Genomic DNA, 24460 nt, shown 5'->3' on the forward strand with positions numbered 1-24460 from the left:
GAAGAATCATCAAATGCCAGGTTTAAAAGTTCCATTAAATCCTTGCTTGATAAGTAAAGAGGTTGTAATACCTTCCTTCTGCAGCAATAAGTTCCTCATGTGTGCCTTGTTCCATGATATGCCCGTTCTCAATCACTAAAATCTGATCTGCTTTTCTGATTGTGCTCAAACGGTGCGCAATCACAAAAGTGGTTCTTCCCTTGGTGAGCTCTGCCAAACTTTTTTGGATCAATGCTTCGGATTCGGTGTCCAAACTGGAAGTGGCTTCGTCCAAAATCAAGATTTTGGGATCGGCCAGCACGGCTCGGGCAATGGCAATACGCTGTCGTTGACCACCGGAGAGTTTCACACCGCGTTCCCCAATCAGGGTATCCAATCCTTCATCAAATCGATTAGTGAATTCATCCACATAGGCTGCTTTAATGGCATTTTGCAAATCAGTTTCGGAGGCATTGGGTCTTGGGAAAAGTATGTTTTCCCGAATGGTGCCCTCAAACAAAAAGTCGTCCTGAAGAACAACCCCTAAGTGTTGCCGAAAACTTTTTAAGTCCACCTTGGATAAATCCTTTCCATCAATAGTTATGGTTCCTGAGTCTGGATTTAGAAAACTGGCCGCCAACCCAGCTATGGTCGACTTACCAGAACCCGAACTGCCCACCAAAGCAACTACCTGCCCTGGGTTTACCTCGAAACTTATGTTGTGCAAAACTTCCTTCTCTTCTTCATAGGAAAAGGATACATTCTTAAAATTCATGTGCCCAACAATCGAATCCAATTCAATCACCCTTTGTCCAATCTGGGATTCTTCATCGGTATTCATGAGCTCTTCGGTACGATCTAATCCTGCCAAGGCCTCGGTTAATTGGCTTCCAATATTGCTCATTTGAACAATGGGCGCTATCATCAATCCCAAAAGCACGGTGAACTCTACAAATTGACCTATGGTAAGGGTGCCTTCTATGATCTTATACCCGCCAAAACCCATTACACTAGTTGTGGCAACACCCAACAAAAATGTGGAGGAACTGGTCATAAAGGCCGTTGTGGTCAAACTCTTCTTTACATTTTGATACAAGCGATCCACTCCGGCTTCAAAAACTTGTTGTTCTTGATTTTCAGCATTGAACCCCTTAATGACTCGAATCCCGCCCAAGGTTTCTGTAAGTCTACCCTTGACTTCGGCATTTATTTTTCCTCGATCCCTAAAAATGGGTCGGATGATTTTAAATGCATTTAAGGCAATAACCGCAAAGATGATGAGTGGAATGAAAGTGAATAAGGTCATATGGACGTCGATATCCAATAGAAGAATCAAGGATACTATAGCTGTGATTACACCACCAACCAATTGTACCAATCCTGTTCCAATAAGGTTTCGTACCCCCTCTACATCGGACATGATCCGGGAGACCAATGCGCCGGACTTGGTGTTATCAAAAAACCGGATGGGAAGAGCCAGGACCTTTTTTTGAACTTGGGCACGCAACTCACTGATTAAATATTGTGCCTGCACGCTTAAGATGCGAGTCAACAGAAAGGAGGTTACCGATTGGACAAAAATGGCCAACATAACTCCTGCAACAAGGTATTTGAGCAAATCAATGTCCTTATTGACAATGACATCATCAATCAAGTATTTGGAGGCAATAGGCGCTACAAAACTGGCCGCCTTGCTTATGGCAATCAATACCAATCCAATAAAAACCAGATTTCGCTTGGGCCAAATGATGGTCTTAAAAGCGGTGAGAATACTTACTTTTTTATCTGACATTTTGAGAATTAAAGTCAATGCAAGTTAATTGAATTTATACCAGCATCTTAAAGCGTTAAAAAAGAATTAACGCCGACGGTCATTACCGCTTAACATATAGTATATTTAGATATTTCAAGGATGTACTTATGGCATTGAAACACACAATGATAGGGCTAACTCTCTTTGTTTCCCTTTGCTGTGCTGCCCAGCAAAACTATCTGGAACTCCATCAAATTGTTACCGATAGCGCTAGAGTTTTTACGTCCCAGGAAATCGAGGACTTAAAGAGCAAGCTCACCAACTTTGAATCGGAGACAAGCCATCAGTTGGTGGTATTGACCATTGAAGAATTGGGAAACCAAACCATTGAAGAATACGCCTTTGGGACTTTCAATCAGAACAAACTGGGCCAAAAAGACAAGGATAATGGCATTTTGATCGTCTTTGCAAAAAATGACCGTCAGGTTAGAATTGAAGTGGGTTATGGATTGGAACCCTACATAACGGATGGCGTTGCCTCAAGGATTATTCGAAATACGATGATACCTGAGTTTAAGGAGGAGGACTATTTTACTGGGATAGATCTTGCCACGACTCAAATCATCACCTTTTTAAACGAACCGGAGGCCCTTGAGGAATTTAAGCAGGAAATAGCTTCGGAAGGAGATATGAATGGGTGGGTAAAGCTTTTTATGGGGCTGTTTTTATCCATATTTGTTGCCGCTGGAGGGTTTCTTTTTTACAAATCCTATTCCGGGATTGTGGAAATGTTTCGGGGAATGATGATTGGTAAATTGGGACTTTTACAAGGGGTTTTCATGGTGTTTTTTGGGATTCTCCCAATGCTGTTTGCATTGGTTTTTGTTGGAATGCCTTTGTTTTTTGCCACTATGATTTTCGATATGGGAATCCATTGGGACAACTACGAAACTATGTTGGATGATTTCTCATGGATTTATTGGGTCATTGGTGGATTTTTTCTGTTTACTATGACTCTGGCAATTGTAAAAATTCTGATCAAAGGCAAAGATGGATTTAAGTTATCCCTGTATAAGAACGACTCAACCTATATGAGAAAGACATTTTCTTCGTCGGGTTCGCATTCCTTTGGATCCAGTTCAGGGTCTTCCTCCGGAGGGTCTAGTAGCTTTTCAGGAGGCGGGGGAAGCTCAGGCGGAGGCGGTGCCAGTGGAAGTTGGTAAATCAACTTTAATTCCTGTATTTTCACTTCCTAAAAATGGATGTATGGAAACCAAAGACAGTAACGGAAATATCCTAGAGGACGGAGATAATGTTCATGTCACCAAAGACCTAAAGGTTAAAGGGATGTCCAAAACCTTGAAGCGGGGCATCCTAATTAAAAATATCCGTTTGACGAATAGTCCACAGGAAGTGGAATGCAGAATAGGGAAGTCCCACATCGTGTTAAAGACTCAATTTATAAAGAAAGCATAAGTAATGGTTAGAAATATCGTCTTGGGAATGATCTTCGTGTTTTTTGCTTCTTGCAAACAAGAGCATTCCCCTGAAATTGGAAAATGGGAAGCCCAAGCAGAAAACGTTACCATAATACGGGACGATTTTGGTGTACCCCATATCTATGGTAAAACGGATGCAGATGCGGTTTTTGGACTGCTGTACGCCCAATGTGAAGATGATTTTAACCGGGTTGAGCAAAATTATATCTGGGCCACGGGAAGATTGGCAGAAGTTGAGGGTGAGGTAGCCTTATACAGCGACCTGCGTGCCCGATTGTTCATGACCAAAGAGGAAGCTGTCAAGAACTATGAGCAAAGTCCGGAGTGGCTCAAGGAATTGTGCAATGCCTTTGCGGACGGCATCAACTATTACCTGCATACCCATCCAGAAGTAAAACCTCGATTGATTTCCCATTTTGAACCTTGGATGCCCATGTATTTTAGTGAGGGATCTATTGGGGGTGACATTGAACGGATTTCCATCCAAAAAATAAAAGCCTTTTACGAAAGCGGAATGGCATTGCCGGAGATGGAGCAGTTAAAGATTCAGAAGGAAGAAGAAATGGCAGAACCACAAGGATCCAATGGAATTGCTATATCTGGAAATCTAACGGAATCCGGAAATACCTTATTGCTGATCAATCCCCATACGTCATTTTATTTTAGAGGCGAAGTACATGTGGTCAGTGAGGAAGGACTCAATGCGTATGGTGCTGTAACCTGGGGGCAATTTTTTGTCTATCAAGGTTTCAATGAAAAAACAGGTTGGATGCATACATCTACCTACACGGATGTGATGGACGAGTTCAAGGAAACAATTGTTCAGAACGATGGGAATTTGTTCTATCAATATGGAGAAGAATTACGACCGGTTATAAAAACGGATGTCGTTCTAAAATACAAGGAAGGGAATAGGATAAAAGAGAAGTCCTTTCCCATGTACCGTACCCATCATGGACCCATTACCCATGCAGTAGACGGTCAGTGGACTACTTCGGCCATGATGTGGGAACCCGTAAAGGCCTTGGAACAGTCTTACATTCGCAGCAAGCAAAATGGATATGATGGTTTCCGGAAGATGATGGACATCCGAACCAACTCCAGCAACAATACCGTTTATGCCGATGCAGAGGGGAATATTGCTTATTTCCATGGAAATTTTATCCCAAAAAGGGATACCATTTTTGATTTTACCAAACCTGTGGACGGTAGCAACCCTAAAACAGATTGGAAGGGATTGCACACCGTGGATGAAAACATTTTGGTGCTGAATCCGGACAATGGTTGGATTCAAAATTGTAATTCCACGCCGTACACAGCCGCTTTGGAGAACAGTCCAAAACCGGAGGATTATCCCAAATATATGTCTAGGGACCAGGAAAATTTCAGGGGAATCCACGCTATTGATTTGTTGACGGATAGAAGCGGATTCACCTTGGATAATTTGATTGAACTGGCCCACGATCCATATTTGCCAGCTTTTGAAGCATTGATTCCCGGATTGATCAAGGCCTATGATGCACAACCAAATCCAGCTTTGAAGGAGCCGATTGAAGTTTTAAGACAATGGGACTTCAGAACTTCCGTGACTTCTGTAGGGATGACCTTGTCCCATTATTATGGCACCTTGTGCTACCAAAAAGCAGAGCGACCGAAGGAATTATATGCCATGCAGCTGGTACAATATTGGGGCTCGGAATCTCCAGATGAGGAAAAATTGAAGCTGTTCCAAGAAACTGTGGAACGATTGAACAGTGATTTTGGAACTTGGAATACCCTATGGGGAGAGGTAAATAGGTATCAGCGCCTGAATGGGGACATCCGTCAAGCATTTGATGATGGGCAAGCCAGTATTCCAATCGGATTGGCTAGCGGAAGATGGGGCGCCCTAGCAGCATATGGGGCCAGATACGATAACAACACCAAGAAAATCTACGGAACCCGAGGCAATAGTTTTGTAGCGGTCGTGGAGTTTGGGGATAAGGTGAAAGCCAAGACCATGTTGGCCGGAGGACAAAGCGGAGATCCAGAATCACCACATTTTGATGATCAGGCACGACGCTATGCTGATATGGATTTTAAAGATGCTGCCTATTACAAGGAGGATGTACTACAAAGGGCAGTAAGCACATATAAGCCGGGAGAAAAACCTTAATTTCTTAAGGATGCAGGAGGTAAGAACCAAGATTCAAGAGGTGCCTTGAACTTGAACTTGTGCTTTGTATTTGAACTTGAACTTGATTTTTGAGCTTAAGCTTAATGTTATTCCTCCTCTTTGATAACAATAAGACTGGCGGTGGATCCCGTAGATAGGTTCCAGCGATTGTTGTGAATGACCTCCCCTTTTTCATCTGCAACGACTACTTGGGCAGTGTTGGGCCCTGACGAACCTTGGTTGAGCGCCACAAAATCCAACCTATTAAAGCCTTCAATTAAATCAATATTGACCCCTTTAAAAGAACCGGAAAGCAGCATATTGTATTCGACGATTTCGCCGTTCAACAGAATTTTAATGCGGTCACCATCCACATATTCATGATCACGGCACACAATACCCACAAATTTGGCTTTGGTCTTTATATCGCCCAAATACTGGTCACCAAAATGCTCTTTGGAACCCTTTTTTTCTTTTTCTCCAACTTTGGGATCAATTTTAAGCCCATAACCTGCCTGGACCAATTCACGGTCAGGAAGCATTTTGACCCCGGGCTTATCATTTTTGGATGTTAAACTCTCATCCAAAACGGATGGAATCCTGAGGGAGGTACCTTGATTACTAGGTAAAATGTCCAAGTTGTTGCGTTCCCCAATTTTGAGAGGTTTGGTCGTAGGAATATCTCCTTGGGCACTGACCATGAGGAAACCAAAGACAAAAAAAGAACAGAAAAAAACCAATTTTTTCATAGCAACTTGGTCGATAACTTTTCTTAAAGTTAACAAATACCCTGCCAAATAGTTGGTAAATCGCTGTTAAATGTGGGGATATTTCGATGTATGTCAACTTGCACCCATAATTCTGAAATGTGGTTGGTGCCAGATGTTCATTTTAAAGGTTATAAATCGTAAATTGATTCATTAGCAAGGAGTTATATATACTCTTCAATTCTTTGGTGATGAAAAAAAGACAATTTTTAAAGCGTTTTGGGGCCAAGCGGAGCCAGAACTTTGACTATTGGTCTATATAATCCACCAATTTCTCAGGCCCTTCTAGCAATACGCGAACAATTTGAAGGGTGCCGTCAGGTTTGGTTGCAATCTGCCATTTGATCAAAGAAATTTTCCCTTCCTCAATTTCTATACCGGTGATGCTCCTTGGATGAACGCAACTTCCATCGTTAAAAAAAGGAATCTGCCCAGGTTCTGGGAAACGGGGTCTGTGGGTGTGGCCGGCAATGGTAATCCTGAGGTTGTTTTCCAAGATCCAGCGTTTGATTCTTTTTTCGATACGAATCAACTCTTTGTAGTTTTTTGCCGGACTGGTAGGGTCGTGAATGCCCACTACTTGCAGTGGCTTCCATAAGATTCGAACCAAAAAGCGTCCAAACCTCCAGCAAACATAGTTCCACCAATCTGCCTGATGACCATGAGTACAAAAGAGTTCTTGCTGGTTCTGCCGATGTTTTAGAACGAGGGCTTCGTGATAGGTGATTCCTTCAAAAAGCTCCTTGTCCTTGTCCTCGATAGGCTCAAAATAGCTGGAAAGGTGCTTGTCCACATAATTCTTTTGCTTGTAGACCATGTCGTGATTTCCCCAGACCATGTGGAGTCGGTTTTCCAAATGAAATTGTCGAAGGAGCTGATAAACGTTCTTATGGGCCTCAAAAACGACCTCAAAATGCAAGTTTTCCCAGAGTTCGTCCCCATCTCCCAACTCGCAGTACTGAAACCCTTGTTGGTAGTAATGGTTCAGCGCATGGAAGTAGATGTTCCTATTGTTGGCAAAATCGTCGGCAAAACTGTTGTCCCCCCTATGGCAATCACTAAAAAAGATGAACTTGGAAGTATCATCAAAAGCGATGGTTTTGGCATTTTTGTACGCCCTATTAAGCCGAGTTCTGGAGGACATGGGTCAAATTTCCTTAAATATCCAAAAAAAGAGAACAATAACATAAAGAAACCCTTAACAGAGGGGCATTTTTACTTTTTGTAACTTTACATTCCAAAACTCGACTAATTAGGCGTATGAAGCAGAAATACAATGAAGAAAGCCCAATGCACCATCTGGTAAGCTTTAACAAGCTTTTGGGGCATTATGACGAGCAGCTAAAAAGCAAGGATAAGCACTTGGCAGAAAGGGCTAAATATATCCTTGATGCACAGGCTCCTTTTCCTGAACTTCGTGATGGATTCACCGACCTCTCCTTGTTGGATAAGCACAAGGATATTATTGGCATCATACTTCAGGATACGTTTTCATCGGTACTCACCCAAAATGAGATTAAAACGGCGTCCACTCCTTTTGAAAACAATATTTTCAATTCGTCCGAAAGATTCAAAAAGATATTGAAGGAAGCAGGTAAGGGATTTGAACTTGAAATCCGAAACTTGCCCATGGATGTTAGCTATATCATGAAATGTACGGTGGTACTTGGCTTTCATTACGGATATAAAATGGACTTTAGACGTCCACTTTTCTATGATATTCCGGATGCCAAAGGCGTAATGCGCCACTATAGAATCCTGTACAATGCGGATTTTATGGAAATCATTCCTACAGAAAAAGCCAAGGATTTGACGCAAGAAGATGTGGATGAGCTATTGGCTAATTTTGACAATGTGGAGCTTTGGAAAGAAAAAATTCCGCCAGGAAGCTTCATATCCAAGGGGTTTGTGATTTCCAACATGTTCGACGTGACCGCGGAACATTCCATCTCTGGAATCAAATCCACCTTGATCGGAAATAACAAAAGGGGAAATGAAGACTTTATGGAAAGTTTTCAGGATACCTTTAGGTCATTGTTCAACCTGAAGCACATCAATGTTGGTTTTACTGGATATGATTCCAAGGCCAACCGTTTCCTTAAAATTTATGGGAAGGGAATTGAGAGCTATATCCTTAAGGGCAAGAAAATGGAGTCTTGCGACAATCTACTCTGTGATCACTCCAAGCATACGCTGATAGGTAAGGAAACAGGTTATTATGCCATATCCAATGTAGAAAAATACTATAACCTATCTGAAGGAGGCCAACCCTATAAAAATTTACACGAGCAAGGTATTAAAAGTGCCATCTTGGCGCCTATCATTGATGATGGTGTTCTCTTGGGGGTTCTGGAATTGGTATCCAATACGGTCAACGAGCTAAATAGTGTCAATGCCAACAAATTGGATGACGTGATGCCGTTTATCGTTTCCGCTGTGGTTCGTTCTATAGAGGAAGAAGAAAATCTGGTAGATGCCATTATCCAGCACGAATGTACCACAGTGCATTCTTCTGTGTATTGGAAATTCCAGGAGGAGGCCAAACGTTTTATGGCCGATGAATTGGTAGGGAACCAGGCAGTTTTTAAGGAAATCGTCTTTAAGGATGTTTATCCCCTGTATGGTCAGGTAGATATTAAAGAGTCATCCAAAGAACGGAACTTCTCCATCCAAAAAGACTTGATGATCCAGTTGTCGGAGATCAATGAAGTATTGGAGGTAGCCTTTAAGATTCACAAACTTCCAATTTACGAGGAGTTGATGTTCCGGGTAAACACCTATTTGGAAGAAGTGAAAGAAGCCCTGTATACCCATACGGAGCAGGCAATTTTTGACTTCGTCAAGGAAGAAGTCAATCCAGTTTTCAAGCATTTGAAGGAAACGGATAAGGATGTGGCACCCTACATCCAAAAGTATGAGGAAAGTATTGACAAAGAAACGGAATCCTATTACGATCACCGCCGTAATTACGATCAAAGCGTGATGGAAGCCAATATGCAATTGGCGGCTTTATTGGACAAAAAACAGCTTGAGGCCCAAGAAATGTTCCCACACTATTTTGAACGCTACAAAACGGATGGTGTAGAGCATAATATGTATATAGGAAGCTCCATTGCCCATGACAGAAAATTTGATGAGCTCTATTTGAGCAACCTTCGTTTGTGGCAGTTGCAGGTGATGTGCGATATGGAAGACAAATATTACGCGCTTAAGCCCATCTTGCCAGTGAAACTGGATGTGGCTTCTTTGATCCTGGTATACAGTACCTCGTTGGCCATTCGCTTTAGAATGGATGAAAAACGATTTGATGTGGATGGCACTTACAATGCCCGTTATGAAATCATTAAAAAGCGGATTGATAAATCCTATATCAAAGGAACCAATGAGCGGTTAACGCAGAAAGGTAAATTGGCTATTGTCTATAGTCAGCGCAAGGACGAAAAGGAATATATGCGTTACATAAAGTTCCTGAAGGCCAAAGGCTATTTTACCAACAACATAGAAATTGTGGAGTTGGAAGGCTTACAAGGGGTGACTGGCTTAAAGGCTATTCGTGCAGAGATTCTATACTCTGGGGACAAGGATAAAAAATCCGAGAGGACATATACCTACGAAGACCTTATGGAAGAATTGAAATCCTAAATTTTAATGGATTACAACCTTTCTGTTCCGCCCAAGAAATTAAAGGACAAGGCAAAGGCAATAACAGAGACGACAATACCAACAATAAAAATGGTATAAGTGAGTCGTAAAATCTTGTACTTTCTATTCAATACAAGCCCAAGAAAATACAAGTCTTTAGTCAATGAAGAATAAATATATTCCTTGTCTTTGACCAGTTCTTGAATGGCCCATTCATAATCTCCAAGGCTCATTTTGTGAAAATTACCGAAGAACAAAAGGTTTACCTTTTTGTCCGCCACATCCTTTTTGGTAAACTGCCCACTGGTCACATTGGGACGGGTGGCCAACACGGCCAATACCATGGAAACCACACTGAAGGTAATAAATATGGCTGTGGGGTATATCAAATAGGCATTGGAAGGATTGTCCAGTTTGGGAATAAGATTGGATAAGGCAACAGAGATAATAATCGCATTTACAGATAGGAGAATATTAGCCTTGGTATCGGCTATATCACTTAAGGTAAGATGGTTTTTTAAGGTGACCCTAAACAAAGTCTGAATTCCGCGATCAGGACTTTCACTTTTGTATTTGGCTTTTAGAGCTTCTTTTTTTGCGATTTCCTTTTCGGTCTTTTTCTCCTTGACCAACTGTTTCAAGTTCTTTTCCTTTCCCTCATCCCAATTTTCCTTGGCATAATCGGTATAGAACTGATGTTCGTTACGGAACATTTTGATGTTGAGATCGCGCCATTCTTTATTGGAGTAATCTGCAATACCGAGCTCCTTCAGTTCCTCTTTTAAATAATCAGTGGTTTCCCAGTAGCTTTTCTGGGCGAAATGCGAGGCATCTGCATCCCTAATGATCTCTTCATTAAGATTGACAGGTTGATGAAACCTTTTAGTGGCCAAAATGGCTGCACAAATCTGTTCTATGTCCTCTGGATTGTAGTTTTCCTGCTTTAGGAAGTTTGTTGCAATCTTACAACTGGCTTCTTCATGGTCTTTGGAACCATTGGTATAGCCCGTATCGTGGAACCAAGCCGTCAATAAAAGCTTTTCCTCCTCCGCCGATCCAAGATTGTAGAAATTGAGTAATTCTTTAGTACTTTTAACTACACGCTGCGTATGTCGCAAGTTGTGGTATAGAAATTTTGGGTCTAGTTGATTCTCCAGAATTTCGGTAACAAAGGATTCAGCTTTTTCTACAATTTCCGACATAACAATTATTTGAACAACCCAAAATACAAAATTTTGGCATCAACCTCAGTGATATGAAACAACATTACTTTTTTATCCTCTTGCTGATTTTGGCATCGAGTTGTGCTACCTACGAAGCAAAATACGCTTCACCATTTGTTCAGGATACTCAAGGTACAACCAAGGAAGTTGAACATAGCTTTTACTTGATTGGTGATGCAGGAAAATCGCCACGGGGTGAGCTTAATCCCGCCTTAAAGTCTTTAAAGCAGCAGTTGACCCAAGCCGATAAAAATAGTACGGTTATTTTTTTGGGAGACAATATTTACCCGGCAGGATTGCCAGATAAGGAAGATGATCCAGAGGGCCATGCATTGGCCAAAAACCATCTAGACGCACAGCTCAAAGTGGTTGAGGAATTTAAAGGAAAAACAGTGTTTATTCCAGGCAACCATGACTGGTACAGTGATGGGCTCAAAGGATTGGAACGGGAGGAGAAGTACATTCAGAAAGCCTTGAACAGCAAGAAGGTTTTTCTCCCTGACAATGGTTGTCCTATTGAAAAAATTGAAATTGGAAATGATATCTTGGTCATCGCCATTGATACGGAATGGTACCTTGCGGATTGGGACAAACACCCAACAATGAATGATGATTGTGAAATCAAGAGTCGTACCCGTTTTTTTGAGGAGCTGGAAAGTTTGATCAAGAAAAATGTGGACAAAACAACCATCATTGCCATGCACCATCCAATGTACACCTATGGATCGCATGGAGGATATTTTTCGTTCAAACAACATATTTCCCCAGATGGCAACATCCCCCTTCCTGTTTTAGGAACCGCTATCAATTTGCTCAGACGAACCTCAGGAGCCACTGTTGAGGACCAATCCAATAAAATATATAATCACCTGAAAAACAGAATAGTTACGCTATCCCAATTTTCGAACAAGGTTATTTTTGTCTCAGGTCATGAACACACACTCCAATACATTGTGGAAGATGGAATTCCTCAAATTGTGAGCGGTTCTGGGGCAAAAACAGGAGCGACCAAGTTGGCTAACGGGAGTGAGTTTTCTACAGGAAAAATGGGATATGCGGTATTGAAAGTTTTTAAGGATGGGTCTTCCCATGTGGATTTTCACAGTGCAGAACCTACGGAAGGACTACTGTATCAAACTGAGGTACTTCCACCCAACCGCACTGGGGATAAACCCGATTATTCGAACAATTTTCCAGCAGTTAAAAAAGCCACCGTGTACACCGATGAGGAAGTGGACAAAAGCGGATTTCATAAATGGTTATGGGGAGAGCGTTACCGCAAGTACTATGCAACTCCGGTTGAGGCACCAACCGTTTTACTGGATACCCTCTATGGTGGTTTGACTGTGGTACGAAAAGGAGGTGGCAATCAATCCAATTCCCTACGGCTCCAACATAAGGATGGGAGGCAGTTTGTGATGCGCGACCTTAGAAAAAGCGCGGAACGCTATTTGCAGGCCATTGCCTTTCAAGAGAAGTATATAATAGGAAAATTTAAGGATTCTTACTTAGAACGACTTCTTTTGGATTTATATACTGGTGCCCACCCGTATGCTCCCTTTACCTTGGGACCACTTTCAGATGCAGTTGGGTTGTACCATACCAATCCCAAACTATTTTATGTCCCCAAGCAAAACGCTTTGGGTGACTTTAACAGAGAATTTGGTAACGAGCTTGTCATGATTGAGGAGCACGTATCCGAGGGGCATGATTTGGAGAGTTTTGGTAAAACGGAGGCAATAGAGAGCACCTATGATTTTATCCAAAAGCTGCGCAAGGATGAAAAATATAGCTTGGACGCAGAAACATATGTTCGCGCCCGCCTATTTGATATGCTAATTGGGGATTGGGATAGACATGTGGACCAATGGCGCTGGGCCGAATTTGATGGTGAAGAGGGGAAGAAAATCTACAGACCCATACCCAGGGACAGGGATCAGGCCTACTCCATTTGGGGGGATGGATTTGTAATGGGATTTGGTTCCAAAACCGTCCCAGGTTTACGGATTTTTGAAGGTTTTGGGGAAGAAATCCGTAGTGTAAAAGGGTTTACGTCCTCCCCAAGGACGTTTGCTTTGGACATGGCCTTGCTTTCCGAAACAACTATGGAGCAATGGGTAGAAGAGGCCAAATACATCCAACAGCGTGTAACAGAAGCCGTAATCGACGAATCTTTGTCCCATTTTCCGAAGGAAGTGCAAGATGAAACCGTAAATCAAATCAAGAAAAAACTGCTATCCAGAAAAGCGAGTTTGGAAGATACGGCTAGAGAATACTTTGGAGTGATCAACAAGTATAGTGTAGTTACCGGTACTGACAAAGATGATTATTTTCAGGTTGCTTCTGACAAAGATGGGAACTTGGAGGTAAGGGCCTATCGCATAAAGAATGGGGAGCGAAAAGATTTATTTTTTCAAAAAACCTTTAGCCCCAAATACACCAAAGAAGTTTGGGTATATGCCTTGGATGATGATGATGTTTTTGACATCAATACGGCCACTTCGGATATTAAACTTAGGTTGGTAGGAGGACAAAACAACGATATCTACAAAGTAGCCGAAGGTTCAAAAAAAGTGCATACGTACGACTTCAAGAGCAAAAAGAACACGTATGACGAAACTTTTGGGGGCAATATCCATAGGATCAATGACTATGATACTAACACCTACGATTTTTTAAAGATAAAGGCCAGTAACAACCAATTTTTACCCACCATTGGGTTTAACCCCGATGATGGTTTTAGAATCGGATTCACGAATACGTACACCCACAATGGTTTCAGGCAAAACCCTTTTACTCAGCAACACGTTTTTAATGGAGCTTTTTATTTTGCCACCAGCGGTTTCGATTTTGGATACAAAGGGGAGTTTGCCAACGTATTGGAAGGAGTAAACTTGGAATTGGATGCCCGATTCACCAGCCCCAACTTTTCGATCAACTTTTTTGGCTTTGGGAACGAAACGGAAAATCTGGATGACGACCACCCATTGGGATTGGACTTTAACAGAGTGAAGCTAAGTACCATCAAACTGTCACCATCCTTGGTGTGGCGTGGTAGGTTGGGGTCCAAGGTGAGCTTGGGAGTTTCCTACGAAGACTATGAGGTGGAAGAAACGGAAGACAGGTTCATCAATGATTTTTATGTGGCCAATGGGGAGGAAAATGAGCAAAGCTTTTTTGGGGTGGATGCCGGATATAGCTACTCCAATGCAGATAGTGAAGCGTTTCCAACCTTGGGGATGAGCATTTCGCTCCAAGGGGGATTCAGAACCAACCTCACGGAATCTGGAAGGTCATTTACGTATCTGATTCCGAGTTTATCCATGGATCATAAATTGTGTTCCAATGGAAGATTGGTACTGGCTACAAAAGTTAAAGGGCATATCAATTTTGGTGATGAATTTGAGTTTTATCAAGGAGCCAGTATTGGGGCCAATGATGGACTACGCGGTTTCAGGTTCCAGCGATTTACCGGAAAATCTGCCTTCTACCAGAATACGGATTTAAGATTGAGCTTTAGGAAACGTAAAGCCGGGGTGCTTCCGGTTACTCCAGGAATATTTGGTGGGTTTGATTACGGTCGGGTGTGGTTCCCTGGAGAAGATTCTGATAAATGGCACAATTCCTATGGAGGTGGATTTTTTGTCAATGGTGCAGGGATATTATCAGCCAATATTGGTGTTTTTGGTAGCTCGGATGGAATGCGTTTCGCCTTCGGTCTTGGGTTCGGGTTCTAGTCCAAGGTATAGGAATACAGGTTTCTTCCTTTGGTCTTGGACTGCTCATCAGCTATCAGGATGGTGTTGTTGTCCTTAAAGCAAATGGACTCTTGTTGTGTCCTGTGCAACACATCTATGGTCTGCAATTTCCCTTGGGTAAAGTCATCCGAATTAAAATCTGTGAACAACCAAATAAAGCCGGAACCCAGTAGGGCTATCTTTGTACCATCAGGGGATATGTCCGCTCCGGTAATCGAGCAGAATAATGGATCTGTACAGGAAACAAATTCTCCAACCAATGCTGCTGCATGATCGCCTTTTTCGGCTGGTACTTTATAGATATAGGCCTTTCCCAAGTAGGGTCTTGCACGATCTTTGGTGATGAGGTACAGGAAGTTGTTATGGTAAAAAAAGGCCTCACAATCAAAATGCAACTTGGATTTTTTGGGTGGAAACTTCTTTTGTTCCGGATAATGAAATTTGATTTTTTCCACCTTGATTTTTCCCTCCTGGGCCTGATCAGGATTCGGGACTTTTAAAATCCTAAGATTTTCCCTTTCGTTGTTGTTGTTTCCAAAGTCTCCGATATAGATGTTCCCTTCAGGATCTCTGGCCAAATCTTCCCAATCGTGGTTTTTGGCATTATCAATCTTGAACTGCTTTATCAAATTGGCCTCTGGGTTTACCGCATATATTTGGTTTTTGTTGCCATTGTCCTCAATAGCCCAAATGGTCTCCCCATCATTTGTTGTTATTCCGGAGATTTCATTGAGTTTTGATGGAAGTTTGCCCAAATAGGTGAGATCACCATACCAAGGTTTTTGCGCGCAGGAGTGCAGGAAGGCAAGAAGTAATATAAATGGAATCCTATTCATTACTTTCTTTGATGGGCATGTAAATCTCTGCTTTCCATTCCAGCTCGTCACCTCCCATATTGGGATTGTTAAAGAATACTTCCACCGGATTGGGCTCAACCTCAATATTGTTCTTTTTGGCATAGTCCAACAATGCATACCAAGCCCTATCGGAGGTAATATAATTTCCGTGATAGACGGCTTTTAGGGCTCGTTTTTTGAAAATACGTTTGTACTGTATTTCGGTATCTATGGGGAGTTTCTCGGAGCGAATGATTGGATGTCCGAAATTGTATTTAAGGCTGTCCGTTTCCATATTCCAATCGGTAACCTGAATCATGGGTGGGCCGTTGAGCTGCGCTTGGTTTTCCAAGATAACTTGACTTACAAAAGACAAATTTTGCATCATGCCACGTGCCTTTTGAATTTGGGTTCCTTCTACCGGAACATAAGCAAAGTATTTTTCAGGAATTTCGTCTTCCCCAACAATAGTGACCTTAAACTTATTGATGTGGTCCTCAATGTTTTCCATAAGGTCGAGAACCGTTTTTCTAGATCGTTTTTCAAAATCGGTATCCGAAAAAGGAACTTGCAACTTATTGGCCAAGCTATGTTGCTCATCCCTGACGTTAACAATGACCTTGGAGAGCGAATCGTTTATGGGAACTATTTCCCAAGCATAGGAGTGAATGGAGTCGTTAAATCGTAATTTTTGATGCACCTCGTAGATACTGCCCTCTTGCATTGCCGGAGTCACTGCATCCAACGTTTTGTCCCAATATTTGATGGTCTGATTGATAGCTCCCGGGAAAGTTTTTACTTCAAAACGTATGGTATAGTCCGAAGGCTTAAGAAAGAGATACCATACCAAAGCCATTACAATGACCGCCAAAAAGAACCAAAGAAATTTCTTCATATCCGCATCCTCTTGTACTGGAACAAGAGTTAGTTCATATTAAGATTATCAACTACGAACTTGCCTAGGTCCCTTCCTTGTTTTACACCAACATCCACGGCAGCCCGGTAGTGGATTCCCCCATACATTCTGCTAATAGCGGCTTCGTTGGCAGCCTCACGGAACGAATTGAACGAACGAACCGGTAATCCATAAGGAACTTCAGTATCGTCATCAAAGGCAAAGTTGTCCCCAAAAATGTCAGTCAAGGCTACGGCAGCGGCGCCAGAGACCACGCTATGCCCACTAGTATATTCTGGAAACGGTGGGGTTTGCAAAACGGGCTCCCAACTGTCATCAATATGCTCATTGATCAATGTTTCAGGGCGGATAAGATTGCTTCGGTATTTTTCGTCCCAACAGCTAATGAACGCATCTGCAATGGCAATGGATGTCTGTGTATAGGCATAGACTGTTTTAGCGAAGTCAGAATTGGTCTTGCGAGTTGCTATTTTGGTAATTCCGATCCAATGGGCACCCGGGGTGATTTTCTTTGTGGCGAACATCAAATGCCCCCTTGTTACTGAGACATAGGGATTACAATCCCAAAATTGGGCAATGGCCACTTCCTCAGATTCATCTCCTTTGGCCGTAATCTCTTGACTAATGTCATATACCTCTTTTACTTCTTTGTAAAAATCAGAACCTTCCTCCATGGAAAAGGGAGGAGGAGGTGTGGGTTTAAACTGACCTGCAGAATCAATTACAAACGGACGGATTTTGTTCCAATGAGGCTCAATACCACTCATATATGCAGGTGGGGTAGGTTGCCAACGTGAAGGGTCATCCGAATTAACCGTGAACTTGGGCATGGTCCTGGTCTGCTTATAGTTGTCTGTGTCCATCCAAGCTTGAATATGATCAGCTACTTGTAGCCCGTAGGTTTTGGACGCATTGAAAACGCGTTCATTTTTGTCCGTCCAAAGGGCATATAAGCTGTCTTGATACATCTCGATTTTTTCTTCTGAGAAAATCAACCTTTTACTCATGTCCATGTGGGCAATCAATGCTGAAAGCTCATAATTGATGTTGGAAGCATCCTGCGGTTTTGGGATGTCTGTAAAATCACGGACTTGACCCGATAGGGACTTATAGTCCTCATATTTTTGGGCCAATATCTCATAGGCTGCAACATTGGGATATGCAAAAATTCTGCTTGCCACAGGGGGAGAGAAAATATCATGGATCATGACTTCGGTAACCTTATCCACTGAATTGTGATAGTCCTCTGGTGATATTGTTATGGCCTCCTCCTTTTTGGCGCAAGAGAAAATTACCAAGGTGAGGGATAGTAGTGCTCCAAATCTTCCTTTCATGGTATCAAAGTTAATTATTAAGTCTGTATACTTGCGCTCTATCATCATTGAAGACCGCTAACAGATATTTTGTATTGTTTAAGGTTAGTGTTTTTAAGTGTCGAATGGATTTTTTACTGAAATCCAATCCCAGTTCATTCCCCAAAATTACTTCCTCCTCGTTACTTATCAAAGCACCTGGGAATGAATCCAATCGGCCGTGATAGGGTTTTACCCCAAAATAGTTTCCGCCGGCCAACACTTCATTAGCGCCATCGCCATCAAAATCATCCACTACAAAGTCCATAATAGGAGCTAGCTGAAGCTCAACATCAAAAGGAACGAATGTAAATATTCCGTTTTCATTTTTAAGATAGCCGGAGGCTAACGTATGTACTTCCAAGACCTGGGCTTTGTCCAAAATCTCTTTGGGAAACAGCCCATCCATGGCGATGCCCGCGAAGGATTTGTAGCTTGTAAATCGTTTTTTCAATGACACTATTTGGGAAGCCAATCCGTCCAAGGTTTCCAAGGGATAATATATGCCATTTTTTTCCAAGGCCGTAATGGTTTCGGTTTGTCCGTTGGCATCAAAATCATGGACAAAGAGCTTCATCGGAAATTCGCTGGACGCTTTAAATTTGGTGTTGGAACCCCAATTGCCCAACATATAATCCATATCGCCGTCAGCGTCAATATCAAAAGGGGTAATGCTTTGCCAAAGTCCATTTAGGTTGAGATTTCCAACTTCCTTAAATGTACCATTTTCGTTCTTCAGGAATTTTGGAGACATCCATTCCCCAATGATAATCAGGTCTATAGCGCCGTCCTTGTCAAAATCGTCCCAAAGAGCATCGGTGACCATTCCCTTATAATGCTCTTCTTCAAATCCAGGATAAAAATCAAAACTACCGTCCTTGTTTTCCAAAATATAGGAACGGGGCTCTGTGCCAAATTTGGAGGTAATGGTGTGTCCTCCAACAAAAACATCCAAATCTCCATCTTGATCAAAGTCATGCGATACTACAACAGAGGAATTCTGAAAAATATCTGGAAGTTGTTGTCGGGCAAAAGTGGTATCGGTCTGGATATAGAATGCATCCAATAGGGTGTTTGATTTACCAAAAAAGTCCCCGCCTCCTGAAGTCAAAAACAAATCATTTTTTTGGTCATTATTGAAATCGGAAATTTGGGCAGAAACGGTTTCAATCAAGGAGTCCGCTTCTATATTTACAAAGCTTCTTTTACTATAGGCGGTGTCCTGTTGAACAAAAATCTGAGCTGGCGCAAATTTGGATCCACCGAAGAAGATATCTTGCTTGCCATCATTGTCCAGATCGCCCAAGGCAAGCGCAGGCCCCCTATCGGAAACTTGGTAGGGAATCAATTTTTCACGATTGAAATCCGTGTAATTGTCTTCAACGTGTGTAAAATCCAAGCCTAAATTGCCCGGCTCTTTTGTAAAAAAAGGTTTAGCTCCGGTCTTTAATCCATCGTATTCAAATGGTCTGTTATCTTTTTGTCTGATGGTCAGGGTTTGGTTGAGAATAGGTTTCTCAATAATCTGGAATGTCCTATCCGGCCAAATTATTTTTAAGGAATCTACCTGTTGGGCCTTGCCGTATCCGAAGTGGATAATAGGCTCAGAAGAAGCCTGGAATCCTCGGGATGGGAACAGTTCCTTGTACTGAAGTTCTCCGTTGTGATAAGAGTACACCTTGGTTCCGAATCCCTTGATGTTTTTTTCCTTGTAATCCAGCTTTATCTTCAAAAAATTAGCGCCACTATTCTGTTTGTTGATGTAGACGGAAACTGGGCCATTGATGTTGTTGGAAATGAGATCTAAATCCCCATCTCCATCCAAGTCTCCCATTGCGGTAGCCCCTGACATGAGGGTATCTTTGGTGATCCAATCCCCAGCCATATTCTCAAAAGTAATGTCTGGGTTACCTTTAAAAATGTAGTTGTTTACGTTTCCGGAGGGCATAAGTTCCAAGGCTTCTTGATCCACAAGCTTGGTATTGTCCATTTTTTGTTGGATCTGTTCGCTGGAAACGAACTTGATAAAATCCAGATCGTTGGGTCTTTTCGGAATTCCATTGGAAACAAAGAGATCTTGAAATCCGTCCATATCGTAGTCTCCAAAGAGCGCACTCCAACTCCAGTCTGTTGCCGCAACGCCACTGAGAAGGGCAGTTTCCGCGTAGTTACCATCCGGTTGGTTCACATAGAGCATGTTTCGTGTAAACTGATAGTGGTAACCGTATCGTTCTATGCGCAATTTTTGGGTTTGAATGTTGTCATCACCCTCAGAGGATTTAAGTGCCACTTCATCTTCGGGCAGCATATCCAGGGAAATCAAGTCTGGTCGTCCATCTCCGTTGATATCCGCCACATCATTACCCATGGAAAATCGGCTTGTATGGCCAAAAAACTGCTTTAGACTTTCGGTAAAAGTGCCATCCCCATTGTTCAGATAGTAGTAATCGTCCTCATGAAAATCGTTGCCAACGTAAATATCGGGGTAACCATCCAGATTAAAATCGGAAATGGCCAAACCTAGTCCATATCCATTTACGCCACCGAATATCCCAGCTTCCTCACTGACATCCACATATTGACCATCGTCATTTCTTAATAGCTTGTCCCCGGTTTGATAATTTCGATCATACCTAAGTTCATGTTTCCCATACGAGTTTTGGGTATGTACGGCATGATTGAGCAGATATAGATCTAAATCCCCGTCCAAATCGAAATCCAAGAAAGCGGCATTGGAGCTATAGGTGTCAAAGTCAAGCCCATATTGTTCCGCACTTTCGGTAAAGGTATTGTCCCCGTTGTTGATATAAAGCTCGTTGTATCCGTCAAAACCATTGATGCCAACCACGGCGCATACGTAAATGTCCAAAAGGCCGTCCCCATTCACATCGCCCATTACCGTTCCTGTGTTCCAACTGCTGTTTCCTTCAACCCCCGCACTTTCGGAGATATCCTCAAACTCTAGGTTTCCTTTGTTCAAATAGAGTTTGTTCTTGACTTGGTTTCCAGAAAAGAAAACGTCCGGTAAGTCATCATTATTGATATCTCCAATGGAAATCCCGCCTCCGTTATAGAAGTACAGGTAATCCAGAATACTCAGGTTTTCGGACTCTTGGATGGTATTTGAAAAGGTGATTCCCAAATCTTTGGGGTCAGGATTTTTAAAAAGGCTTCCTTCATTTCCGCAGCCTGCCAACAACAAAACACCAAAAAAGGGTAATAGAAATCTATTCATTGATAGCGAATATCTTGGGTTTCTCGTTATTGATTGCAGCCACCAAGTATCTTCGGCCTTGGGCATCTTTTAGTTGTTTGAGGTATTTAACCTCTTCTTTGATTTTAAAGCCACTTTCGTCGTAGTTAAGCCATTCGTATCCTAATTCCCCGTCGCCGAGTAGTAGGTTTCCGTAACTGGCGTCCAACCTTGAAAATTGGGGCTTAAACTCAAAATTGTTTCCCGCCATGACCAAATCCAAATGTCCATCGTTGTTCACGTCAGTACAGGTAATATCGCAAATGCACGATAGTTGGGCTCGTGGCGGAAGTTGTTGGATGGTGAACTTGCCATCTCCGTCATTAATGGCGATAACAGAGGCTGAAGTAGTAACCTGTTTTACAATGGACTTGTCCAAAATCTCCTTTGGAAATAGCTCAGAGATAGTTCTGGAAGCATAGTCCGAAGCCTTAAGGTTTTCCTTTTTCAAGGAAACCAATTGCTCGGTCAACTCCCTTTTTTGATGAATGGGGTAATCTCCTCCGTTGTAATTTTGGGTGACAATTTGCTCAATAGTGCCATTATTATCAAAATCGTTAATCCAGATTTTCATCGGTTGTTCCTCGGATAGGGGTTTGTAATGAACATTAAGGCCTTGATTGCCCAAAATGAGGTCTAAATCTCCATCCTTGTCCAAATCTGCGGCTTCCACCGTGTTCCACCAGCCATAAAGACTGTCCAAGGAAGAACTCATCTGGGTAAGCCTCCTGCCCGTGTTCTTATACACTTTTGGCGCATCCCATTCTGTGGTAACCACCAAGTCCTTTTTATCGTCCCCATTTATATCGACCCATTTGGCATCGGTGATCATGCCGGCGTTTTTTAAATCGTACGCATAACGTTCTGTGCTGTCCTCAAAGACCCCCTCCCCCTTATTTTCGAGGAATAGGTGGTCTGGAGAGATTCCATAGACCCCAACCACACTTCGGGACCCAATAAATACATCAATGTCCCCATCTCCATCAAAATCAGAAGGAGCAATCGTCGCTATGTTCTTATATGTAGATGGAAGATCACGTGCAGATTTTGAAAACTTTCCAGTGCCATCATTGATATAAAGCCTCGGCTTGTAGTTTCTTTCAACACCTACCCTGTTACCACCGGAACCTACCATTAGATCCAAGTCTCCATCACCATCTGCATCAAAGAAAGCAGCAGCTACATCTTCATATATTTTATCTTTTTCAAAAACCGGGGAGTTTTTTGGAACTGCCTTGCCCTCACCTTGGTGTAGGTAGACAACCCCAGCCTGATTATGTGCACCGCCAATAAAGAAATCCTCATTGCCATCACCATTTACATCACCTACGGCTAGCGACGGGCCTTCTTGGGACAGCTTCTTGTAGATTAATCCTTCGTAATCAAAATCATTGTAATGATCTTCTTGGTGGGCCATCAAGTTGCTGGTTTCCAATTCGCTGATAAAGGTAGGTTTGGCGTCTATTTTTGGAATGACGTATTGTGTAGTGGCCTCCGCATGATCCAAGGAAACCACTTGATTAGGTGCAACGTTTTCCAAAAGCTGTGTTTGCTCATCCGGCCATACAATTCTGATGGAATCCAACTTTTCAGATTTCCCAAGGCCCAGGGTCATGGTATAATCCATGGAGGATTGGAAGCCTCTGGATGGAATAAGTTCTTGGTTGATGATATTTCCATCAAAATAGAACTTAGCCAATGTTCCAACCCCAAAAGGATTGCTGGCTGGTCCTTTTAACTTAAGTTGGATATAGTTATGGTCCAGCTGTGAGCCTGCGTTGTTGCGGTAGATAAATGCCTCTGTATTCACATTGTTGATGACCATATCCAAATCCCCGTCATTGTCTAAATCCCCATAGGCAGCCCCGTTGGATCTAGTTGGCAATTCAAACCCCCATTCCTTGTTGGCATTTTTAAAGGTGATATCCCCATTGTTTTTATAGGCATAGTTGGGTTGGGGTTTGATCGGCATTTTATTGATAATGGAATCAATGGATTCTTTTCTGCCGGTCAAGGCCATTTTTTGGATGATTTCATTGGCGAAGAAGTCCACAAAGTCCAAATCCGTAAGGTCATGGTTAATCCCATTGGTAACGAAAATATCCTTGAGACCATCATTGTCCATATCAAACATGAGTCCTGCCCAACTCCAATCCGTGGCATCAACCCCGCTATAATAGGCCACCTCAGAAAAGGTGCCATCCCCGTTGTTGAGCTGTAGTGTATTTTGAATGTACTGCTGAAAAAAGTCCTTGCTCTGTTTTAACTCAAAAATATTGTACCCCTCAAATTCCATTACAGATTTCACCCGTTCTTCGGGCTCGGGGAGCATATCGGTAATAAAAATGTCATTGTGCCCATCGTTGTTAATGTCGGCAATATCAATACCCATGGCGGATAAGCTCAAATGGGAAGTCCAGTCCTTTATTTCTTCGGTAAAGGTTCCATCTTTTTGGTTGATATATAGATAATCCCGTTCGTAAAAGTCGTTGGAGACATAGATGTCGGGATAAAGGTCGTTGTTGAAATCTGTGACCAATACACCGAGACCAAATCCTATCAAACTACCATAAATACCGGCATCTTGACTAACATCGACATATGTTCCATTGTCATTACGAAGTAGCATGTCGCCTACACCTCGAAAAATATGGGGTACACCATCCCAATCCTGTGCACGTGTCTCTCTTTGTTCCGCATAGCCCAAACTGCTAACCGGGATATTGCTGTTATTGAGAATATAGGCATCTAGATCTCCATCCTTATCATAATCAAAGAAAGAAGCATGGGTAGTAAAGCCGGTTTTGGCCAAATTGTATTCGTGGGCTTTTTCCGTGAAGGTCAAATCCCCATTGTTGATATAAAGGTCATTATCATGGTTATTACCCTCAAGATTTCCGGCATTACTAACGTAAATGTCCAAAAACCCGTCTTGATTGATGTCTACCATGACAACTCCGGTGGACCAGGGTTTGTTACCCATAATTCCTGCGGTCTCCGAAATATCCTCAAATTTTAGATTGCCCTTGTTCAGGTATAAACGGTTGGGAACCATATTGCCTGTTAGGTAAATATCCGGTAACCCATCATTGTTGATATCGCCAATGGCAACCCCACCACCGTTATAGAAATTCCGGTATTTAAATATGTTGAAGTTCTTCTGGTTCTCAACCTCGTTCACAAAATTCAGTCCGGTTTCAGCCGAAGGAAGCAACGTAAATAAGGGTTCTATTTCCTTAGAAGTTGTTTCTTCCTTGGAGGTACATGAAATTGTCAATATAGCTATACAAGCTAGTTTAAACACATGCGCTTTCATCTTCATCATAA

General features: G+C 42.3%; 14 protein-coding genes. 5 read left to right on the plus strand and 9 right to left on the minus strand.

The genetic code is table 11. The features are described 5' to 3' along the window. Window positions 1-34 precede the first annotated feature (34 nt). A complete protein-coding gene (locus FGG15_RS14930) occupies window positions 35-1771 on the minus strand; it encodes an ABC transporter ATP-binding protein (RefSeq protein ID WP_138837630.1) in 1737 nt (578 codons plus the stop codon). Window positions 1772-1899: 128 nt separating this feature from the next. Here FGG15_RS14930 and FGG15_RS14935 point away from each other — a divergent pair, with 128 nt between their 5' ends. The 3 genes from FGG15_RS14935 to FGG15_RS14945 are packed head-to-tail and all read left to right on the plus strand — an operon-like array spanning window position 1900 to window position 5386. Continuing rightward, entirely contained in the window at window positions 1900-2955 is a 1056-nt protein-coding gene (locus tag FGG15_RS14935; RefSeq protein WP_138837633.1) for a TPM domain-containing protein, read from the plus strand. A 43-nt stretch (window positions 2956-2998) separates the two neighbouring features. Further along, complete coding sequence (locus FGG15_RS14940) at window positions 2999-3208, plus strand: alkylphosphonate utilization protein (protein ID WP_138837635.1); 210 nt, start codon at window positions 2999-3001, stop codon at window positions 3206-3208. A gap of 27 nt (window positions 3209-3235) precedes the next feature. Then, window positions 3236-5386: an acylase gene (locus FGG15_RS14945; protein WP_138838327.1), complete on the plus strand. Its 2151-nt coding sequence runs from the start codon at window positions 3236-3238 to the stop codon at window positions 5384-5386. A 107-nt stretch (window positions 5387-5493) separates the two neighbouring features. Here the strand turns inward: FGG15_RS14945 and FGG15_RS14950 are convergent, their stop codons facing one another. Then, window positions 5494-6135: a hypothetical protein gene (locus tag FGG15_RS14950; RefSeq protein ID WP_138837637.1), complete on the minus strand. Its 642-nt coding sequence runs from the start codon at window positions 6133-6135 to the stop codon at window positions 5494-5496. 265 nt (window positions 6136-6400) lie between these two features. Continuing rightward, a complete protein-coding gene (locus FGG15_RS14955; protein WP_138837639.1) occupies window positions 6401-7297 on the minus strand; it encodes a metallophosphoesterase in 897 nt (298 codons plus the stop codon). A 116-nt stretch (window positions 7298-7413) separates the two neighbouring features. Between FGG15_RS14955 and FGG15_RS14960 the strand changes: the two genes are divergently transcribed. After that, window positions 7414-9795 carry a GAF domain-containing protein gene (locus tag FGG15_RS14960; RefSeq protein WP_138837641.1) on the plus strand — a complete coding sequence of 794 codons (2382 nt, stop codon included), beginning with the start codon at window positions 7414-7416 and terminating at the stop codon, window positions 9793-9795. Between the two features lie 11 nt (window positions 9796-9806). Here FGG15_RS14960 and FGG15_RS14965 read toward each other — a convergent pair whose 3' ends face one another. Continuing rightward, the gene (locus FGG15_RS14965) at window positions 9807-10997 is read right to left on the minus strand and encodes a Pycsar system effector family protein (protein ID WP_138837643.1); all 1191 of its coding nucleotides are present in this window, start codon (window positions 10995-10997) and stop codon (window positions 9807-9809) included. Between the two features lie 53 nt (window positions 10998-11050). On the opposite strand from FGG15_RS14965, the gene FGG15_RS14970 reads away from it, so the two are divergent. Beyond that, window positions 11051-14755 (plus strand): metallophosphoesterase, encoded by a 3705-nt coding sequence (locus FGG15_RS14970; RefSeq protein WP_138837646.1) that lies wholly within the window; start codon window positions 11051-11053, stop codon window positions 14753-14755. Here FGG15_RS14970 and FGG15_RS14975 read toward each other — a convergent pair. The 5 genes from FGG15_RS14975 to FGG15_RS14995 are packed head-to-tail and all read right to left on the minus strand — an operon-like array spanning window position 14752 to window position 24458. Further along, complete coding sequence (locus FGG15_RS14975; RefSeq protein WP_138837648.1) at window positions 14752-15612, minus strand: NHL repeat-containing protein; 861 nt, start codon at window positions 15610-15612, stop codon at window positions 14752-14754. The genes FGG15_RS14970 and FGG15_RS14975 overlap by 4 nt on opposite strands. After that, the gene (locus FGG15_RS14980) at window positions 15605-16507 is read right to left on the minus strand and encodes a GyrI-like domain-containing protein (protein ID WP_138837650.1); all 903 of its coding nucleotides are present in this window, start codon (window positions 16505-16507) and stop codon (window positions 15605-15607) included. The genes FGG15_RS14975 and FGG15_RS14980 overlap by 8 nt, the downstream gene beginning before the upstream one ends. Window positions 16508-16536: 29 nt before the next feature. Next, a complete protein-coding gene (locus FGG15_RS14985; protein ID WP_138837652.1) occupies window positions 16537-17862 on the minus strand; it encodes a vanadium-dependent haloperoxidase in 1326 nt (441 codons plus the stop codon). A gap of 10 nt (window positions 17863-17872) precedes the next feature. Further along, window positions 17873-21115 (minus strand): VCBS repeat-containing protein, encoded by a 3243-nt coding sequence (locus FGG15_RS14990; RefSeq protein WP_138837654.1) that lies wholly within the window; start codon window positions 21113-21115, stop codon window positions 17873-17875. After that, window positions 21108-24458: a CRTAC1 family protein gene (locus FGG15_RS14995; protein ID WP_417936061.1), complete on the minus strand. Its 3351-nt coding sequence runs from the start codon at window positions 24456-24458 to the stop codon at window positions 21108-21110. The genes FGG15_RS14990 and FGG15_RS14995 overlap by 8 nt, the downstream gene beginning before the upstream one ends. Window positions 24459-24460: the final 2 nt, after the last annotated feature.

It is taken from the genome of Flagellimonas algicola, assembly GCF_005937185.1.
GTDB classification, from domain to species: Bacteria; Bacteroidota; Bacteroidia; order Flavobacteriales; family Flavobacteriaceae; genus Flagellimonas; species Flagellimonas algicola.

What these genes read in the sequence shown, in the direction of transcription:
- FGG15_RS14970 (WP_138837646.1), top strand. Translation starts at nt 11,051, where the DNA reads ATGAAACAACATTACTTTTTTATCCTCTTGCTGATTTTGGCATCGAGT.
- FGG15_RS14940 (WP_138837635.1), top strand. Translation starts at nt 2,999, where the DNA reads ATGGAAACCAAAGACAGTAACGGAAATATCCTAGAGGACGGAGATAAT.
- FGG15_RS14980 (WP_138837650.1), bottom strand. Translation starts at nt 16,507, where the DNA reads ATGAAGAAATTTCTTTGGTTCTTTTTGGCGGTCATTGTAATGGCTTTG.
- FGG15_RS14945 (WP_138838327.1), top strand. Translation starts at nt 3,236, where the DNA reads ATGATCTTCGTGTTTTTTGCTTCTTGCAAACAAGAGCATTCCCCTGAA.
- FGG15_RS14985 (WP_138837652.1), bottom strand. Translation starts at nt 17,862, where the DNA reads ATGAAAGGAAGATTTGGAGCACTACTATCCCTCACCTTGGTAATTTTC.
- FGG15_RS14930 (WP_138837630.1), bottom strand. Translation starts at nt 1,771, where the DNA reads ATGTCAGATAAAAAAGTAAGTATTCTCACCGCTTTTAAGACCATCATT.
- FGG15_RS14960 (WP_138837641.1), top strand. Translation starts at nt 7,414, where the DNA reads ATGAAGCAGAAATACAATGAAGAAAGCCCAATGCACCATCTGGTAAGC.
- FGG15_RS14965 (WP_138837643.1), bottom strand. Translation starts at nt 10,997, where the DNA reads ATGTCGGAAATTGTAGAAAAAGCTGAATCCTTTGTTACCGAAATTCTG.
- FGG15_RS14935 (WP_138837633.1), top strand. Translation starts at nt 1,900, where the DNA reads ATGGCATTGAAACACACAATGATAGGGCTAACTCTCTTTGTTTCCCTT.
- FGG15_RS14950 (WP_138837637.1), bottom strand. Translation starts at nt 6,135, where the DNA reads ATGAAAAAATTGGTTTTTTTCTGTTCTTTTTTTGTCTTTGGTTTCCTC.
- FGG15_RS14995 (WP_417936061.1), bottom strand. Translation starts at nt 24,458, where the DNA reads ATGATGAAGATGAAAGCGCATGTGTTTAAACTAGCTTGTATAGCTATA.
- FGG15_RS14990 (WP_138837654.1), bottom strand. Translation starts at nt 21,115, where the DNA reads ATGAATAGATTTCTATTACCCTTTTTTGGTGTTTTGTTGTTGGCAGGC.
- FGG15_RS14975 (WP_138837648.1), bottom strand. Translation starts at nt 15,612, where the DNA reads ATGAATAGGATTCCATTTATATTACTTCTTGCCTTCCTGCACTCCTGC.
- FGG15_RS14955 (WP_138837639.1), bottom strand. Translation starts at nt 7,297, where the DNA reads ATGTCCTCCAGAACTCGGCTTAATAGGGCGTACAAAAATGCCAAAACC.